The 16,075-nt window shown below is 61.5% G+C and carries 16 protein-coding genes and 6 tRNA genes; 21 read left to right on the top strand and 1 reads right to left on the bottom strand.

Annotated elements, in window-relative coordinates:
• Nucleotides 1-157 precede the first annotated feature (157 nt).
• The 6 genes from NUW12_08765 (at nt 158) to NUW12_08740 (ending at nt 2,771) form a co-directional block, all read left to right on the top strand.
• Complete coding sequence (locus NUW12_08765) at nt 158-928, top strand: NAD-dependent deacylase (GenBank protein MCR4402856.1); 771 nt, start codon at nt 158-160, stop codon at nt 926-928.
• A 240-nt stretch (nt 929-1,168) separates the two neighbouring features.
• Nucleotides 1,169-2,206, top strand: a complete 1,038-nt coding sequence (locus NUW12_08760) for a rod shape-determining protein (protein MCR4402855.1) — start codon at nt 1,169-1,171, stop codon at nt 2,204-2,206.
• Nucleotides 2,207-2,324: 118 nt separating this feature from the next.
• Nucleotides 2,325-2,400, top strand: a tRNA-Val gene (locus NUW12_08755).
• A 34-nt stretch (nt 2,401-2,434) separates the two neighbouring features.
• Nucleotides 2,435-2,512 (top strand) — tRNA-Asp (locus NUW12_08750).
• Nucleotides 2,513-2,520: 8 nt separating this feature from the next.
• Nucleotides 2,521-2,596, top strand: a tRNA-Phe gene (locus NUW12_08745).
• Nucleotides 2,597-2,621: 25 nt separating this feature from the next.
• Entirely contained in the window at nt 2,622-2,771 is a 150-nt protein-coding gene (locus NUW12_08740) for a hypothetical protein (GenBank protein MCR4402854.1), read from the top strand.
• Between the two features lie 947 nt (nt 2,772-3,718).
• On the opposite strand, the gene NUW12_08735 is transcribed toward NUW12_08740, so the two are convergent.
• Nucleotides 3,719-4,240, bottom strand: a complete 522-nt coding sequence (locus tag NUW12_08735) for a BON domain-containing protein (protein ID MCR4402853.1) — start codon at nt 4,238-4,240, stop codon at nt 3,719-3,721.
• Nucleotides 4,241-4,327: 87 nt separating this feature from the next.
• Between NUW12_08735 and NUW12_08730 the strand changes: the two genes are divergently transcribed.
• The 15 genes from NUW12_08730 (at nt 4,328) to NUW12_08660 (ending at nt 15,867) form a co-directional block, all read left to right on the top strand.
• Nucleotides 4,328-4,558: a hypothetical protein gene (locus tag NUW12_08730; protein MCR4402852.1), complete on the top strand. Its 231-nt coding sequence runs from the start codon at nt 4,328-4,330 to the stop codon at nt 4,556-4,558.
• Between the two features lie 117 nt (nt 4,559-4,675).
• Nucleotides 4,676-4,750 (top strand) — tRNA-Gly (locus NUW12_08725).
• 21 nt (nt 4,751-4,771) lie between these two features.
• A tRNA-Cys gene (locus tag NUW12_08720) sits at nt 4,772-4,845 on the top strand.
• A gap of 508 nt (nt 4,846-5,353) precedes the next feature.
• Nucleotides 5,354-5,611 carry a hypothetical protein gene (locus NUW12_08715; GenBank protein MCR4402851.1) on the top strand — a complete coding sequence of 86 codons (258 nt, stop codon included), beginning with the start codon at nt 5,354-5,356 and terminating at the stop codon, nt 5,609-5,611.
• A gap of 460 nt (nt 5,612-6,071) precedes the next feature.
• Complete coding sequence (locus NUW12_08710) at nt 6,072-6,524, top strand: hypothetical protein (GenBank protein MCR4402850.1); 453 nt, start codon at nt 6,072-6,074, stop codon at nt 6,522-6,524.
• 188 nt (nt 6,525-6,712) lie between these two features.
• Nucleotides 6,713-6,789 (top strand) — tRNA-Val (locus NUW12_08705).
• Between the two features lie 161 nt (nt 6,790-6,950).
• Nucleotides 6,951-8,186, top strand: coding sequence for a dicarboxylate/amino acid:cation symporter (locus NUW12_08700; protein MCR4402849.1), 1,236 nt, complete (start codon nt 6,951-6,953; stop codon nt 8,184-8,186).
• 348 nt (nt 8,187-8,534) lie between these two features.
• Nucleotides 8,535-9,476, top strand: a complete 942-nt coding sequence (locus tag NUW12_08695) for an SPFH domain-containing protein (GenBank protein ID MCR4402848.1) — start codon at nt 8,535-8,537, stop codon at nt 9,474-9,476.
• Between the two features lie 185 nt (nt 9,477-9,661).
• A complete protein-coding gene (locus tag NUW12_08690) occupies nt 9,662-10,618 on the top strand; it encodes a putative sporulation protein YtxC (GenBank protein MCR4402847.1) in 957 nt (318 codons plus the stop codon).
• Nucleotides 10,619-11,275: 657 nt separating this feature from the next.
• Nucleotides 11,276-13,102: a threonine--tRNA ligase gene (thrS, locus tag NUW12_08685; GenBank protein MCR4402846.1), complete on the top strand. Its 1,827-nt coding sequence runs from the start codon at nt 11,276-11,278 to the stop codon at nt 13,100-13,102.
• Between the two features lie 497 nt (nt 13,103-13,599).
• Nucleotides 13,600-14,115, top strand: coding sequence for a translation initiation factor IF-3 (gene infC, locus NUW12_08680; protein MCR4402845.1), 516 nt, complete (start codon nt 13,600-13,602; stop codon nt 14,113-14,115).
• Between the two features lie 99 nt (nt 14,116-14,214).
• The gene (gene rpmI / locus NUW12_08675) at nt 14,215-14,412 is read left to right on the top strand and encodes a 50S ribosomal protein L35 (protein ID MCR4402844.1); all 198 of its coding nucleotides are present in this window, start codon (nt 14,215-14,217) and stop codon (nt 14,410-14,412) included.
• A 54-nt stretch (nt 14,413-14,466) separates the two neighbouring features.
• Entirely contained in the window at nt 14,467-14,832 is a 366-nt protein-coding gene (gene rplT / locus NUW12_08670) for a 50S ribosomal protein L20 (protein ID MCR4402843.1), read from the top strand.
• Nucleotides 14,833-14,877: 45 nt separating this feature from the next.
• The gene (locus tag NUW12_08665) at nt 14,878-15,693 is read left to right on the top strand and encodes an RNA methyltransferase (GenBank protein ID MCR4402842.1); all 816 of its coding nucleotides are present in this window, start codon (nt 14,878-14,880) and stop codon (nt 15,691-15,693) included.
• Nucleotides 15,694-15,777: 84 nt separating this feature from the next.
• Nucleotides 15,778-15,867 carry a YqzL family protein gene (locus tag NUW12_08660; GenBank protein ID MCR4402841.1) on the top strand — a complete coding sequence of 30 codons (90 nt, stop codon included), beginning with the start codon at nt 15,778-15,780 and terminating at the stop codon, nt 15,865-15,867.
• Nucleotides 15,868-16,075 lie beyond the last annotated feature (208 nt).

Here is a 16,075-nt window from a genome sequence, read left to right as displayed (position 1 = left end):
ACGTAGGGCCTTCAGCGGGCTCTGCCGTCAGCATGGTACAGGGCGGTGGACCAGAGGGGCGAGAGAGCGACGTCCGCCTTCGGTTCGCGGACCAGGAGCCGGTGGGTGGAGGTGGGAGAGGATGCAGGGGACCACTGGTCGTGAAGAGTCATCCCCCGTGTCTCGAGGGGTCTTCGAACTGGCTGAACTGATATCAGGTGCGAAGAGATGTGTCGTCCTGACGGGAGCCGGCATATCCACAGAGAGTGGGATTCCCGATTTCCGCAGCCCCGGCACTGGGCTGTGGAGCCAGGTCGACCCGATGGCAGTGCTGTCCGCTACCGCCTTCGTAACCAGGACTGAAGCCTTCTACCGGTTCATTCTCAAGCTCTTCGAAATGCTGCGAGCCGTTGAGCCGAATGCGGGGCATAGAGCCCTCGCGGCGCTCGAACGAATGAGCGTCATCGATACCATAGTCACTCAGAACATAGATGGCCTCCATCAGCGCGCCGGTTCGCGCCGTGCTCTCGAGGTGCACGGCAACATGAGGACGTGCACGTGCGTGAGATGCGGGAAGACATACGACTTGGGGGCGGCGCTCAACGCCGTGAGGGCTGGGGGACTCCCGAGGTGCGATCTGTGCGGGGCGCTGGTCAAGCCGGACGTGGTGCTCTTCGAAGACCCTCTTCCCCCGGACTTCTTTCTCGCCCAGCGCGCCGTGGCGGAATCGGACCTTCTCATCGCCGTTGGATCAAGCCTTGAAGTGGCGCCGGTGTGCTATCTCCCTGAGCTGGCGTCCCGCCTTGCCATCATAAACCTGACTCCGACGGGCTACGACGGCAGGGCGGATGTGGTCATTCACGCCAAGGCCGGGCCAACCCTTGCGGCGTTGGTGGATGCGGTACGCATGGGAAGTGGTGGGAACGCTCCTTCGGAGAGCGGGGGATAGCAGGAATGACGGGAGCAGTATAGAATAGCTCTTTGAGAGTTTTGATGCCGTACGTGGAGTTGAGTCGATCCAGGGAGGGATCGTCGTGGGAGCAAAGGTGCCGTCGAAAAGGGAGAAGAAGAAGCCCAAGAAGCAGAAGACTCAGGCTTCCAAAGCCCAGCATCAGGGCGAAAACAGGTTCCAGATCCTGACCAAGCAATGAAGATGGAAGAATGAAAGTAAGAGAAGGAGCGCAGGATTGTGGCGCGTAACGGGTACAGCTTTTTTGTGCGCGACATGGCGATAGACTTAGGCACGGCGAACTCGCTCGTGTACGTGACAAGACGCGGCGTGGTCATGTTTGAACCGTCGGTGGTGGCTATCGAAGAGGTCAGCGGCGAGGTGCTGGCCGTGGGCAACGAGGCCAAGCAGATGATCGGCAGAACGCCGGGAGCCATCCGGGCGGTGCGTCCTCTGAAACAGGGCGTGATCGCGAATTTCGAGATGACCAAGCACCTCCTTCGCTACCTCATAAAGAGGGGCTGCCGCGGAAGGGCGCTGGTGCGCCCGAGAGTCATCGTCTCGGTCCCCGCCGACGTGACCGAGGTGGAGCGCAGAGCGGTGATCGACGCGACGATTGAGGCGGGCGCCCGGGCGGCGTTTCTCATAGAGGAGCCTGTGGCGGCGGCCATCGGAGTCGGCCTTCCCGTGCAAGAGCCGACCGGGAGCATGGTCGTGGATGTCGGCGGGGGCATGACCAATGCTGCCGTGATCTCGCTGGGCGGAATCGTCTCCGGCTGCTCTGTGAGGGTGGGCGGCGACGACATGGACGAGGCGATCGTTCGGCACGTGCGGCGGAACTACAACCTAATGATCGGCGAGAGGACCGCTGAGGACGTGAAAATCGGCATCGGCTCGGTTTGGCCTCTGGAGGAAGAGCTCTCGATGGAGGTGCGCGGGAGAGACTACGTCACAGGCCTACCCAAGAGCATCATCCTGGCGTCGCAGGAGGTACGGGAGGCTCTGTCAGAGCCGATGGCGGCGATCGCCGCAGGCGTTCGTAGCACCCTTGAGAACACTCCGCCGGAGCTCATAGGCGACGTGATAGACAAGGAGATAGTCGTTACGGGTGGAGGAGCCCTGCTACGCGGAATAGACCGCTACATCTCCAAGGAGACAGGAATGCCGGTGCGATGCGCGGACAATCCGCTCATGAGCGTTGTGATGGGTGCGGGCAAAGCGCTGGAGGAGATCGACCTCCTGGAACGCGTGGCGAACGCGTCTCGGAGAGGGAGGTAGCGGAGGCGGTGCGCGAAGCGACCCCGGGGGGCGGGAAATCCCTCTTGACTCGCCCTGTGGGTTGGTTTATAATCGGTGTTGCGCCGGGACGTTCAGCCGGAACGCAACCGTGGGCAACGGGCGAATAGCTCAGTTGGGAGAGCACCTCCCTTACAAGGAGGGGGTCGGCAGTTCAAATCTGCCTTCGCCCACCAGAGGCAAACACCACAGTCGAATATAGATTTGAGCGGAGGCGTGGTGTAGCTGGTCTAACATACCTGCCTGTCACGCAGGAGACCGCGGGTTCGAATCCCGTCGCTTCCGCCATTTTTCTAGCCGAGGTAGCTCAGTTGGTAGAGCAGCGGACTGAAAATCCGCGTGTCGCCGGTTCAATTCCGGCCCTCGGCACCATTTTTCGTGGGGGGGGCTGCGGGAAGTGAGAGTCTTGTGCCCCCGTCCGGCCCTCACGCTTCATTTGATTCTCGCGCTTCGTCCGCTTCTCGCACTCTGCCTGTTCGACCCCAACGCGTCTCATCTCGAGAGGTTTGCAGACGGCCTCAGGAACGTGTTCGGGCTTGGATTCTAGCCCGGTGGCAGGCTGTTGGCCATCGAGCAGGGGTACGACGACTGAGGGAGCAGGCCCGTGACCAATGCGCCCGATCCGATGTGGGAAATCGTCCGCGGCGCGTGGTACGTCTGGCCCGACCTCTTGGCAGGGGAGCCGATTGCAAACCCGACTGCGAAGTTCGGTTTTTCGACTAGCTATCGCTTTGGGTGCGTAGGGGAGGCATTCGTGGCTCAGCTTGGTACAGGGGCACCAGTCACCGGGCGTTCTCCGAGCATGCGTGGGTCCAAGGTGGTCCGAGCGAACCTGAGGACGCGGCAAGTCAACGATTTCCCGATGATCAGCCGCCCCGGACCAGGCGGTCTGGGGCCGACGCGCCCTGTGGACGCGAAGTTCGATCCTTCATGAGACAACCTCTACGCGGTTGACTTCGGAGTCCTGGAGCCGAACCTGGCCGGAGTAATCCCGTGGGCAAGATCGGGGACTCTGTGGAGGATTCGCCGAACGTGACGTGGGGCCAGCCGGACCATGGGTCCGGCGACGCAATCAATACGGAGCGGACGTGAGTACGCATCCCTCGCGTTCATCGTTATCCATGGTCCACGTGTAGGCCACCTAACGGCCCGCGCAGTCGGCCAGGTTTGCGCCCATGGAAACGCGCTCGAGCACGAGACGCGCGTGACCTCTGTGCACCGCCGGACACGGTTCCTCTCGCCGCACCGTCGGTGTCCGGCGGCCATCTGCGAGGTTCGTCTGCAAAGACTCATCAGGATGTCGGGAGCTTCCATGTTGGTCACAGAATGGGGAGGACCGCGTGCCCCAAGGACCCGGGATCTTCAGGCGCCAGCTAGGGCAGTCGGACCGGCTGGCGCCGAGGTGTACACCTTGCATTGAGCGGGCAGAGCGCGCTGCCGAGGCGCAGCCTGACCCCGAACGGGACGACGCGGACCTTCGGTGCTAGGCGGCTCCTAGTGCAAGTCAGCGTCCTGCGGCGAAGTGCCTTTGACCCCAGCCCGGTCACCCTCGATCGGACCTCCCCGCTCGTCCTCGCCTGTTACCTTTATGTGACTCACGATGTCCTTGACTCCTCGTGCCCTTGCGGCCGCCGCAACTGCCGCGTTCCTGCGATCGAGAGAGTCCGCCTCACCGTACAGGTGGACGACCCCGCGCTTGCTCTCCGCGTAGATCCGGGCCACGTTTACCTGGGGATCGAGTCTCAACTCCTCCGAGACCTCGAAGTCGACGTCATCGTCCGTGATCTGGCCATCCGTGCAGACAGTGAGGTCGTTTTCCACAGCGACGACACCTTCGACTTTGGCGGCCACTTCCTCCGCTCTCATCTTCTCAGCCAAGACGTCCACGATGCCGCCGAGACGGACGACTCCGTCGTGCGCGCTGACGTTTATTTCGTACGCACTAAGACCGTCATCATTCCTGATGGACTCTAGTACGGTTTCAGCCAGGCGGCGATCTTCGTCACCGTCTCCCATGATCCTCATCCCTTCCGTGGATTCTTCCCGTGGAGTGAAAGCGCCCTGTCAACTCGGCGAAGACCTCCACGTGGAGTATTCCCGCCTTTGACTTGGACTAGACCTCCAGGCAAGGTATTCGGGCGCCGGCTGTACGACGCCCGACCCAGGCTGTACGCCACCTCGGGGTACGACACGAGGCACGAGGTGAGCGTCGGACCGACAGGCGCCACGGGAAGCAGTGGAGGAGCCGCTGTGGCCGCCATGGGGCGCGACGGCCGACGCGAAGGTGGTGTGGACATGCCTCAGCTGCCCGACGGCGCCGCTGCGGATACGTGAAAAGGGTATTGCAAAGTGGGCGGGGACGTGGTAAACTCGATAGTGCGAGCTGCACACCGGTACGCGAGGCGGCAGGGCCGCCGCGACTGACGCACTCGAGGCAGAACAATGATTCGAGCGGAAGTGGCTCAGGGGTAGAGCATCGCCTTGCCAAGGCGAGGGTCGCGGGTTCAAATCCCGTCTTCCGCTCCATGTTTATATATAGCGCAGTGGGGCGACATAGCCAAGTGGCAAGGCAGCGGTCTGCAAAACCGCTATCCCCGGTTCGAATCCGGGTGTCGCCTCCATGATTATGTACGGCCTGCCATGTGGCCTCGTGACGCCAAGTCCCAGCTCCAGATCTCCAGCCGCTTTTTCTGCAACGAAGCTGTTCCAGATGCTGCGCCTGCTGGGCTGCTCGCCAGCGCGCGGACCGGTCGTGGCCACGCGGACCTGGCGCTGGGGGTCTGGCCCGGAGCGGCTGTCTCACAGATGACCCTGCGACTCGCAGCTGGGAACGATGTCGGCTTCACCGCGCACTGGTTTCGCGTATTCTCTTCAGCTCCCACAGCTGTTTCCCGCCATGTCATCTGTGTTCGCACGGGAGTTGTGCTCTCGTCCCGGACGCGTGCGGCCCAGTCCCGAATGAACTTTCCATCCTTCTGGCGGTCTGGTACGTGGCGACACGCTTGGCCAGGGGCACCATGCGGCGTCCGGTAGTCCTCAGCCTGGGCTGTCAAACCATAGATGGGCTCCGAGTGAACAGGTTGCCCACCAAGCTCATAGTATGAAGTGGACTGCCGGTGTGAAGGGGGGATGAGGATAATGTCAGAGCAGGCTGGGACCATGCACGTGGTGGGCGCCCGACTCGTCTTCCACTGTGTCTTCAGATTCGGCATGAATCAGCACTTTCTCGTGATCGAGGACCAGATCCAGAATAGGCTCACCATAGTTGTGGTGTCGCCCGAGGAATTCGCGTTCCTCAGAAGGATCGGGGTTCCCGAGTGCAACGTGATCGAACCTATGATGCCAGGGACGCCGGGAATGCCCGGTTCAGGTGGGCTGCAGTACTGATCTTGGTATTGGAGGCATGGCGTTCGTGCTCGCAACACATCTCGCGGACGCGCAAGTGTGCGTTCAGGCGGGCACGAAGCTCCATTGTCCGCTGGGTTCCGGTCAGCACCTTCGCCAGACCTGTTCCGCTGACCCGAAGCACGCTATCGCCGCGGGGACCGCTGGCTTGGGCGCGTGCCATTGAGGCCCACGGTTCTCGCGGAAACCGGCGCGGTGGCGCGGACGATGTCTCGGGACCGACGGGCCGCGGCGCACACGGCCGATGTAAGGCATTTGGGGCGGCCTCTGAACGAAGTGATCGCGCGAAGCCCGAAACCGTTCGATACAGGACGAGTGCTTCGCGCATCTTCGTGCCCCTGACCGCGGCCCGGTCAGGTCGTCGGGACTGCTGCGGCCCACACAATAGCATATTCATGCTTAGGTGACCAGGCCGCTCATCCTCGGGGAGATGGACAGTCTCATGCATGAAGCTCTCGGTTCGGGGCAGGAGTACGATGTCCTCGACTATACGCCTGACTACTGGGTGGTCAACGGGCGCTCCTACCCGGACACCGTAAAGGACGATCGAGACCGTTCGCTACCAAGCCAGCCCTCTTGGTCGAGGATTGTGGCGAGGGTAGGGCAGAGGCTCCTGTCGCGGATAGCCAATACGGGGTTCCAGAATCACGGTCTCTACCTCGGAGGGCTCGTAGGTCGTGTCGTGGCCGGAGATTCCTATCCCCTCGCGACACGAGCCGTGGACGCGTCGTACGAGAGGACGACGCCTACAATCGGATCCTGCGAGAGATTGAATGTATTGGTTATCCTGGAAGTCCCGGGAGAGTGCTACATTCGCGACCGCGACCACGGCCACATCGTGAACAGAGACATGTTCCCGGGTGGGATGATAGCAAAGGTGGAAGTGGCGCCTTGAGGGATCCGCCTTCGCCCAGTGCCATGCCATGAAGCCTGCTGACGCGGGCGCATGGTGACCGAGCGACGCGGAGCGACAGCTACACTTTGAGAGCTGTCTTCGAGCTTGACAAGAGTGGCGACGATCCGTAAAATAGAACTGTGCACAGGGCGATGATAGGCCCTGAAGCCATGATCCCATCGTGAAGTGCGGCGTTAGCTCAGTTGGCTAGAGCGCAGCGTTGACATCGCTGAGGTCGCTGGTTCAATTCCAGCACGTCGCACCATTTTCATGCCCTTTTTTGCGTGCGCGTGGTGGCGCGGGTGCCCAGCGGGACCCGTTCGGAAGGAATTGGCTCATCGCGCATCGAATAGACATTTCAGAGCGGCGGGCGAGGTCAGGTGTCAATGCTGAGCCCGCAATCAAGCCGGAAAGGAGGTGAGTTGTGTGAAGAGGCAACGGCTGGTGATGTACATATTCACTGGGTTCTTGCTCGGAATCGTTGCGGGGCTGATCCTAGGGCCCAAGGCCGAGTGGCTGAAACCGTTCGGGACGTTCTTCATAAGGCTGCTCTCAATGCTCGTGGTGCCTCTCATCTTCAGCACCCTCGCCGTGGGGGTGACGGGAGTCGGCGGAGTCAAGCTCGGCAGGATGATGCTGAAGACTTTCTTCTACTACTACGCCACGGCTATCTGCTCTGTCATAATCGGACTGCTTCTTGCGAACGCGTTCAACCTCGGCGCCGGCTTGAGCCTTGGTGAGCTCGCGAAGGTGGAGCGGCAGCTGCCACCGCCTTTTTCGCAGATAGTCCTCGAACTCGTCCCCACCAATGTCGTTGACGCGGCTGCGCGCGGAAACGCCCTTCAGATCATCTTCTTCTCCATCGTGTTCGGGGTGGCGATGGGCATGGCTGGCCAGGCCGCAGAGCCGATAAGGAAAGCCATCGAAGGTGTTGCCGAGGCCATGTACCGGGTGGTAGATATCGTCCTCTACTACGCGCCAGTGGGTGCGTTCGCGCTCATCGCCTGGACCGTCGGCAACTTCGGAGTGAAGGTGCTCGCGCCGTTTGCACTGCTGATCTTCGTCGTCTATCTGGGTTGCATCCTTCAGGTAGGGATCGTTTACTCGGCGTTCCTCCGGTTCATAGGTGGCATCAAGCCGCTGCGCTATCTCTACCGGATTCGGGAGGCCGCGCTCGTGGCGTTCACTACGTGCTCGAGCTCAGGGACCCTGCCGGTGACGCTGAGAGTGGTGCAGGAGGCGGGCGTCTCCAAGGCAACCGCCGGGTTTGTGCTGCCGATGGGCGCTACCGTCAACATGGACGGAACCGGGCTCTATCAAGCGGTGTGCGCCGTGTTTCTGGCCAACGCCTTTGGCGTGCACCTGGGGTTCTCGCAGTACGTCGTGCTTGCGGTCACTGCGATCCTCGCGTCCATCGGGACGGCGGGAGTGCCGGGGTCAGGGCTCATCATGCTGACCATGGTGCTGAGCGCCATCGGCGTTCCCATCGAAGGTCTAGCTCTCATCGCGGGGATCGACAGGATTCTGGACATGGCGCGGACCTGCGTGAACGTCGTCGACGACACGGTTGCGGCTGCCCTAGTGGCCGTCACTGAGAAAGAGAACGTGGACCCGGACATGCTGGTGAGGCGCGCTCCGTCGGCGCCCGCCGCGAGAGCGTGAACGTCCCGCCAACCTACCTGGACCGACTCGGGCCGACTCTTGTTCAAGGGCCGGCCCTCCTCGTCCTGCGATACTGGTTCCGCAAGGGGCAGCTGCATGCGCTCGCTACACCTCGGTCGGGCAGCCTGTGGTTAGGCTCCTGATCGATTCTGCGGACCCTCCTTACCCGTCAACCCGTCAGTCGGGTCGCGTACGCCCAGTGATGCGGCGCTGAAGTCCTCCTTCTTGGCCGGAGCCCGCAAGCCTCACCCGCCTTGTTGGGGAGGAAGGATTTCTTGCGCTGGTAACGATCTATCGAGTCAGGGTTTGGAGATAGGGCGAAGGAAGTGGAGCGGGGAGGTGGCGATCTTGGCGCCTGGGCTTCGCGAGGTTCACACGGTCGTGTTCTGGTTCGTCGCTGCGTGGTGGGGCCTGTGGGCGGTCTTGGCGCTCATGAGGGGGTCGCGGTCAACTTTCGCTCTGATGCTCGTCTTGGGCGTCGCATGGGGTGCCTGCGTGTTCGGCGCCGCTAGCGAGGCCGGATCGATTGCGTTGGCGCTCGTTCCCGTGCCGGTACTTCCGAAGATGCTCAGAACCATCCCGGAATACAAGCGAGGCGTCCTGTTCAGGTTCGGGCGCCTTGCGGGAGTCCTGGACCCGGGGCTGAACGTCATCCTCCCTTTCGGCATCGACAAGGTCTGGATGGTGGATCTCCGCACATTCACTGTTGACGTGCCCAAGCAGGAGGCCGTTACGAGGGACAATGTACCAGTCGCGGCGGATGCGGCCGTGTACTTCAACGTTTGCGATCCAAGCCTGGCGGTGACGAAGGTGGCAAACCACGTGCAGAGCATCGCGCTCCTCGGCCAGGCTGTCCTCCGCGCCGTCCTGGGCCAGCACGAACTCGACTTCGTGCTATCGAACCGCGCCGAGCTGAACAATGCGCTGCGATCCATGCTGAATGAGACCGCTTCCCGATGGGGCCTGAGAATCTCGGCGGTGGAAGTGAAGGCTGTTGAGCTCACGGACGCTGTGAAACGAGTCATCGCGAAGCAGGCAGAGGCCGAGCGGGAACGCAAGGCGAGAGTGACACTTGCGGACGGGGAACTCCAGGCGTCGGAGAGACTATGCGCGGCTGCTCTCATGATGGCGGGCGAGCCAGCCGCTCTCCAACTCAGGTATGTGAGAACTATCACGGACATCGCAGCTGAGAAGAACTCCACCGTCCTCTTCCCCTTGCCCGTAGAGCTCCTGAGGTGTCTCACCCTGCGGAGGGAGCTCCAGGCCCATCTCGGAAGGACTGACGGATGAGCCTTCCGACGCTCACTGAGCATTCGCCGAGGAGCCCAAGGCCAGGCTTTCGAGGTCGTGTGCATCATATTGGGAAGAATGGCCAAATGTGGACAAGCTGGCAGCACACGGCAGACGCCCCTACCTTGTCTGTATATTGAGGTACTGCCCGGACATATAATACACGGGGAAGGGGCGTGATCCTGATGGAGCTCATCGCCATTGGGGTTCAGGATCACACGAACGCCGTCCGCGACCGACTCTCGAGCAAGGTGCGGATGCTGTGTGAGAAGGGGATCGAGCTTGACATGACGGAGAGGTCCGCGGGACCTCTCACATTTCTCTGTTTGAATTTGCGCGACGCCAGCCGAGGCGTCCCCGCGGGCCAGAGAGACCTCGTCAGATACCATGTAGCTAGCGCCCTTGCTGATGCCATAGTCTTCGATGTAGCCAAGGGTTTTGTGGCGCGGGTAGTTCGTAGGCGGTACCCGTACTTCGATCCCTCGGAACAAGAGAGAATCGTTGCATGCGCGGCCGCGGCTCTCGGTGGCAGGGGCACGGACGGAAAGATGGGCGCCGAAACCGCTGACAGGGACAGACCCGAGGAGCCCAGGGCTCTGGTAAGGCGCAGGAACGAGGTGCTCTTCAAAGTGCTGGACTATCTCGACACAGCAAGTTGCATTGTGCTGGACGGGTTTGTCCGGTTCAGGTTGAAGGGCTTTGTTGAGGAACTGCTCGAATCGGCGGACGCAGCCGTCGACGACTACATGATAGAACGTGAGTATAACGAGTTCATCAGGCTTCTGAAATACTTCGTGGACGTCCAGGAGCCGAGGATCGATGAAGTCCACGTCGTGTCAAGACCTGGGGGTCTCTTCAGGCTGTTGGACCGCGCCGGGAAGGTTGTGGACAACGATTACCTGGAGGGCGTTTCCCCGGACCTCGTGGACATCGATGTGGATTACGAGGACCTTCTTATCAGCGCCCTGATAAGCGTATCGCCCAGAAAGATAGTCCTTCATCTCGGCCGAAGCGCTGGTGTCACGGACACGATCCAAAGACTGTTCGAAGGTCGCGTCTCGGTGTGCCCGGGCTGTCGCCTCTGCGAGGGCCATCAGGCCAGGGCGCACGTGCCGGCGTCGGGGCGCGGCGATCAGAACTGAGGTTGTCGACGCGATTTGCGATACCCATCCGGTCACCAAGCGCCCGCAGATCGTGGCACGAGGCAGCAGCTATCCGCCCGGCCTTGACATGTGAGGGCCGCTTGCCTATAATGGCGGTAACAAGGGGTGTGCATTGGAACGGCGCTGACAAGGACGAGTAAGCGGGGAGCGACCGAGAGAGAGCGGAGGTCAACGGCTGGAAGCCTCCGCCGGAAGCGCGACGCCGAAAACCTCCTTCGAGCCTCGCGGTGAAAGCGGGCTCGTTCTCGCAAGTAATCGACGACGGAGGCACCCGTTAACGTGCGAAATGAGAGGGTGTCGGTGTGTGTCGCGCTAGGCACGCACGGCGCTCATGGAGCTGCCCTGCCAGCGAGCACGCAAGGCTTGCCTGGGCGAATGGGGAGTGCCACGGCGCCGAGAGCGGCAAGACTCCGGAAGGCAAGACACCGAAAGCCGGCACCAATCAGGGTGGAACCGCGGGACTGCCCCGCCCCTGGAGTTATCCAGGTGCGGGGCCTTCGTTTTCTGGTCAAGGTGGTCCGGACTACTCCTGGATGCGCGCCATGCTGGAGCGGTGCGGCGACGGTGACGGCCCCAAGGACCCTATCTGGACGGATGCTGGACCAAGGAGACTTGAAGAACTGGGGTGATAGAAGAATGGCTCAAGCGAGAGTCAAGACTGATGACGCGGGACCGGAGGGCTCCGGGGTGAGTATGAGAGGCGCGGAGGTGCTAGTGGACCTCGACAGCGAAGAAGGGAGCGAGATCCTTCGTCATTCCACCGCCCACGTGTTGGCACAGGCTGTGAAGCGGCTCTTTCCCGAAGTGAAGCTCGCCATAGGACCGGCTATCGAAAACGGGTTCTATTACGACTTCGACAAACCCGAGCCTTTTACCGTTGGCGACCTGGGTCGAATCGAGGACGAGATGCGCAAGATCGTGTGCGAAGACCTGCCCATCGTGCGCCAGGAGATTCCACGGGAAGAAGCGGTGCGACTATTCGGAGCTCTCGACGAGCCATACAAGCTCGAATTGATCCAGGAACTTCCGGAAGACGAAGTGGTCAGCATCTACCGACAAGGCGAGTTCGTCGACCTCTGTCGCGGACCGCACCTGGCTTCGACCGGCCAACTGCGCGCGTTCAAGCTGCTAAGCGTCGCAGGCGCGTACTGGCGAGGCGACGAGAGGCGCAAGATGTTGCAGCGAATCTACGGGACGGCCTTTCCATCTGATGCGGCGCTTCAGGCTCACTTGCACGTGTTGGAAGAGGCCGAGAGGCGCGATCACAGGAAGCTGGGCAAGGAACTGGACCTTTTCAGCCTTCACGAGGAAGCAGGGGCCGGCCTGGTGTACTGGCACCCGAAAGGGGCTCTTGTCCGCAAGATCATCGAGGACTTCTGGCGAGAGGAGCACTTGAGGCGAGGCTACCAACTCGTATACACCCCCCACATAGCCCGGCGCGACCTCTGGGAGGTGTCCGGCCATTGGGACTGGTATCGCGAGAACATGTACTCGCCCATCGACATCGACGGCGTGGAATACCTGTTGAAGCCCATGAATTGCCCTTTCCACATCCTCATGTACAAGACGAAGACGCGGTCGTACCGGGACCTGCCCATAAGGTGGGCGGAGCTCGGCACGGTGTACCGCTATGAGCGCAGCGGCGTTCTCCACGGAATGCTTCGTGTCAGAGGGTTCACGCAGGACGACGCTCATCTCTTCATGCGTCCTGACCAGCTCGAGGATGAGCTCGTGGGAGTGCTCGACCTCGTGCAATTCATGATGGAGTCATTCGGCTATGAGGACTACGACATGGAGCTCTCCGTGCGGGATCCGGCGGACAAAGGCAAGTACGTCGGCTCCGACGAAGTGTGGGACATGGCCGAGGGAGCGCTCATGGCCGCGCTCGGGCGAAAGGGGTTCTCATATACGAGGATGGAGGGCGAAGCCAAGTTCTATGGCCCCGCGATCGACGTCAAGGTCAAGGACGCGCTCGGCCGCGGGTGGCAGGGCCCCACTATTCAGGTGGACTTCAACCTCCCGAAGCGATTCGACCTAGAGTATGTCGGCGAAGACAACGCCCGGCACCGCCCGGTCATGATACACCGCACGGTTCTGGGTTCCATGGAGCGGTTCGTCGCGGGCCTGGTCGAGCACTATGCGGGAGCGTTTCCCGTATGGCTTGCGCCGGTTCAGGTGAGGGTGATTCCCGTCGCGGACCGGCATGTTGACTACGCGCGACAGGTCGCCTCTGAGCTCATGGACATGAAGGCCAGGGTCGACGTGGACGATCGCAGCGAGAAGATGGGGTACAAAATCCGCGAGGCCCAGCTGGAGAAAGTGCCCTACATGCTAGTTGCGGGCGACAGAGAAGCCGAGCGGGGCACGGTCTCGGTGCGCTCACGCGCCGATGGCGACCTGGGCCCGATGTCGTTGGCGGAATTCAAGGCGCGGCTCTTTGGGGACATCGAGAGGAAGGCGTGAGGGATCGCCCAGACCGAAGGGCGCTTACCGGTGGCGAGCGCGCTCGCGAGCCGGTTGCCCCCGTGAGTTGTCCGTGGTTGAGTACTCCAGACCACGATTGACCGCTGGCATGCGTTGTGCTATACTCAAAAGCGCCACAGTCGGCCGGTCCCCGGCCGGCCGAAGCATTTGCGTTTTGCTTGTGTCGCGCCAGGGTCCGCGGGACAGGGCGGCGCACATCGGCAGGACTCTGCAAAACTCCATAGACACTCGTGGTTGTGCAAGTGGAAGCCGTCTGCTTCTCACCTTGCGGCGCCCTTCTGATGCCCTCCTGAGTAGAGGGCTGTACCACAAGGTAACTACGGCAGGGTTGCTAGCAAGGTCGCGTGTCCGCGTAGCCTGTGCCGGGTGCGGCCAAGGCTGCGCGCTGGTGCGTGGTTGTGTCATGAGCGGGCGGTCGGCCCGCTCTTTGCGTACCGACTATCGATACGAGTCATTGAATCTGGGGGTGAGGCACAATCGCCAAAGACTTGAGGGTGAACGAGGCGATCCGGGCTCGGGAGATCAGACTGATCGATGAGAATGGCGAACAGCTCGGGATCATGGTGGTCAGGGAAGGCCTCCGGATCGCAGCGGAAAGGGGCCTTGACCTCGTTGAGGTGGCACCTAGCGCTAAACCGCCTGTGTGCAGATTGCTCGACTATGGCAAGTACAAGTATGAGCAGGCCAAGCGCGACAGAGAGGCCCGAAAGAAGCAGCGGACCATGGACATCAAGGAAGTCAGAATGACCCCTAAGATAGAGGGCCATGATTTCCAGGTCAAGGTCAGGAACGCTCAGAAATTCCTTCAGGACGGGGACAAGGTCAAGGCCACCGTCAGGTTCCGTGGCCGCGAGATCGTTCACGCCGACATAGGGCGGGCATTGCTGTTGGACCTCGCCGAGGAGGTCAAGGACTACGGGGTTATCGAACGGGAGCCCAAGGTCGAGGGCAAGCACATGATCATGGTCCTCGCCCCAAGACAGGTAGGATAGGTCACGAAGGGCAGGGCGCGCAGGGATGCGCTGATGATCGTGGACGATGAAGACGGCGCGTGCCGTCATGGCGTGTGCCGGCAAAAGGAGAGACATGAAGTGCCCAAGGTCAAAACTCATAAAGGAGCCGCCAAGAGGTTCAGGATGACGGGTTCGGGCAGAATCGTGAGGGACAAGGCCTACGGCGGACACAATACCGGCAAGAAGTCCGGTAAAGTCAAGAGGTCCCTCCGGGAACCCGCGGTGCTTGCGCCCGGAGATGCCGCCAGGGTGAAAAGGCTCCTGCGGCATGCATGACGGAAGGGTCGACGGCGCAAACCGATCCACGCTGAACCTGAGGAGGAAGCTACGATGCCGAGAGCGAAAGGCGGATTCGTCACAAGGCGGCGGCACAAGAAGATCCTGAAAATGGCTAAAGGGTTCACAGGCGCGAAGAGCAAGATCTTTCGACGGGCAAACGAAGCCGTCATGAAGTCCCTGCAGTACGCGTACAGGGACAGGCGCAACAAGAAGAGGGATTTCCGCAAGCTCTGGATCGCCAGGATCAACGCCGCTGCCCGCATGAATGGCATGTCATACAGCCGCTTCATGGACGGCCTGCACAAAGCGGGAGTTGACATAAACAGGAAAGTCCTCGCTGAGATCGCCATGAACGATCAGAATGCTTTCGGCGAGCTTGTCAAGCTCGCGAAGGCAACTGGCGGCGGCGAGCAGTAGGCGAGGAAAGGGCGCCATAGTGTCGACCGGCAACTGGTGGTTGTCATGATAACGAGCCGTCGCAACCCGCGAGTTCAAGAAATCAGGAAGCTCGGTCGTCGTGAACACCGGGCGGCGACGCGACGGTTTCTCCTCGAGGGAGCTCGGAGCATAGAGGAAGCTGTGGATGCGGGGGCTAGGATGCACGAAGCCCTAGTCACCCCGCATCTTCTTCGTGTCGAGACCGGGCGGACGCTCGTCGAGCGCCTTGAGGCCGCGGGCACGCAAGTTATCGAGGTCACGGAGGAGGTGCTCGCAGCGGTATCCGACACAGAGACTCCCCAAGGCATCGTGGCCGTTGCGGAGATCCCCGGCGGGACGGTTAACCTATCTGGGAACCCGCTTGTCCTGGTGGTCGACGGTGTGAAGGACCCGGGTAATCTTGGAACGCTCATCCGCACCGCCGCTGCCTTGGGCGTGGCAGGCGTCATCACCACCCGGGGAACGGTTGATGCATACAACCCAAAGTGCGTTCGGGCGACCATGGGAAGCCTTTTCAGGATACCCATCGAGGAGAGGACCGACTCTCTTGAGGCGGTCTCAGTCCTCAGGACCCACGGACTTTCCGTGGTCGCGGGGGACGTCAGATCTGGGACGCCGTGCTATGAATGGGATTTCACCGGGCCGAGCGCGGTGCTCGTGGGTGGCGAAGCTTTCGGGCCATCGGAGAGCGCTCTGGAGACGTGCGACGGTCGCGTGAGGATCCCGATGCCGGGCGGCGTGGAGTCGCTCAATGTTGCAGTGGCCGGCGCCATCCTGATGTACGAGGCCGTAAGGCAGAGAGGGGCAGGCCGGGGAGGGTGTGGCGCTCAAGCCGGATAATCCTTGTTGCGAGCTCAGGAAGGCCTGTGCTATAATGAGACCCAAAGAGTCCGACCCAGATCTCTGAAAGGACGTGGTTCCTTGATGCTAGGAGCGGACTTCTTCTGGCGGGTCTTCGAGCTCACGGGGTCGATCACGGCTTATCTCATCTACAGGATGTTGGTGACTCAATAGAGACGTGATAGACGTGCGGCCAAATGTCTCAGCACGGCGAACGGCTCGCACGTGAGAGGGGATCGCGAGGAGCGCATACTATATAGTACATAACAACAGAAACCATGGAAAGGCAATGAAGGAGAGGAGTACACGGAATGAGGCCCCAAGGGAGGGCGCGTCGAGGACTGCGAGCGTGCCCGGGCCAGCTTCCGTCGAAGTTCGCTCC

It is taken from the genome of Bacillota bacterium (genome assembly GCA_024653485.1).
Classification (GTDB): Bacteria; Bacillota; SHA-98; order UBA4971; family UBA4971; genus UBA6256.
Note: the sequence above shows the minus strand (reverse complement) of the source record. Positions and strands in the feature narration are given on the sequence as shown.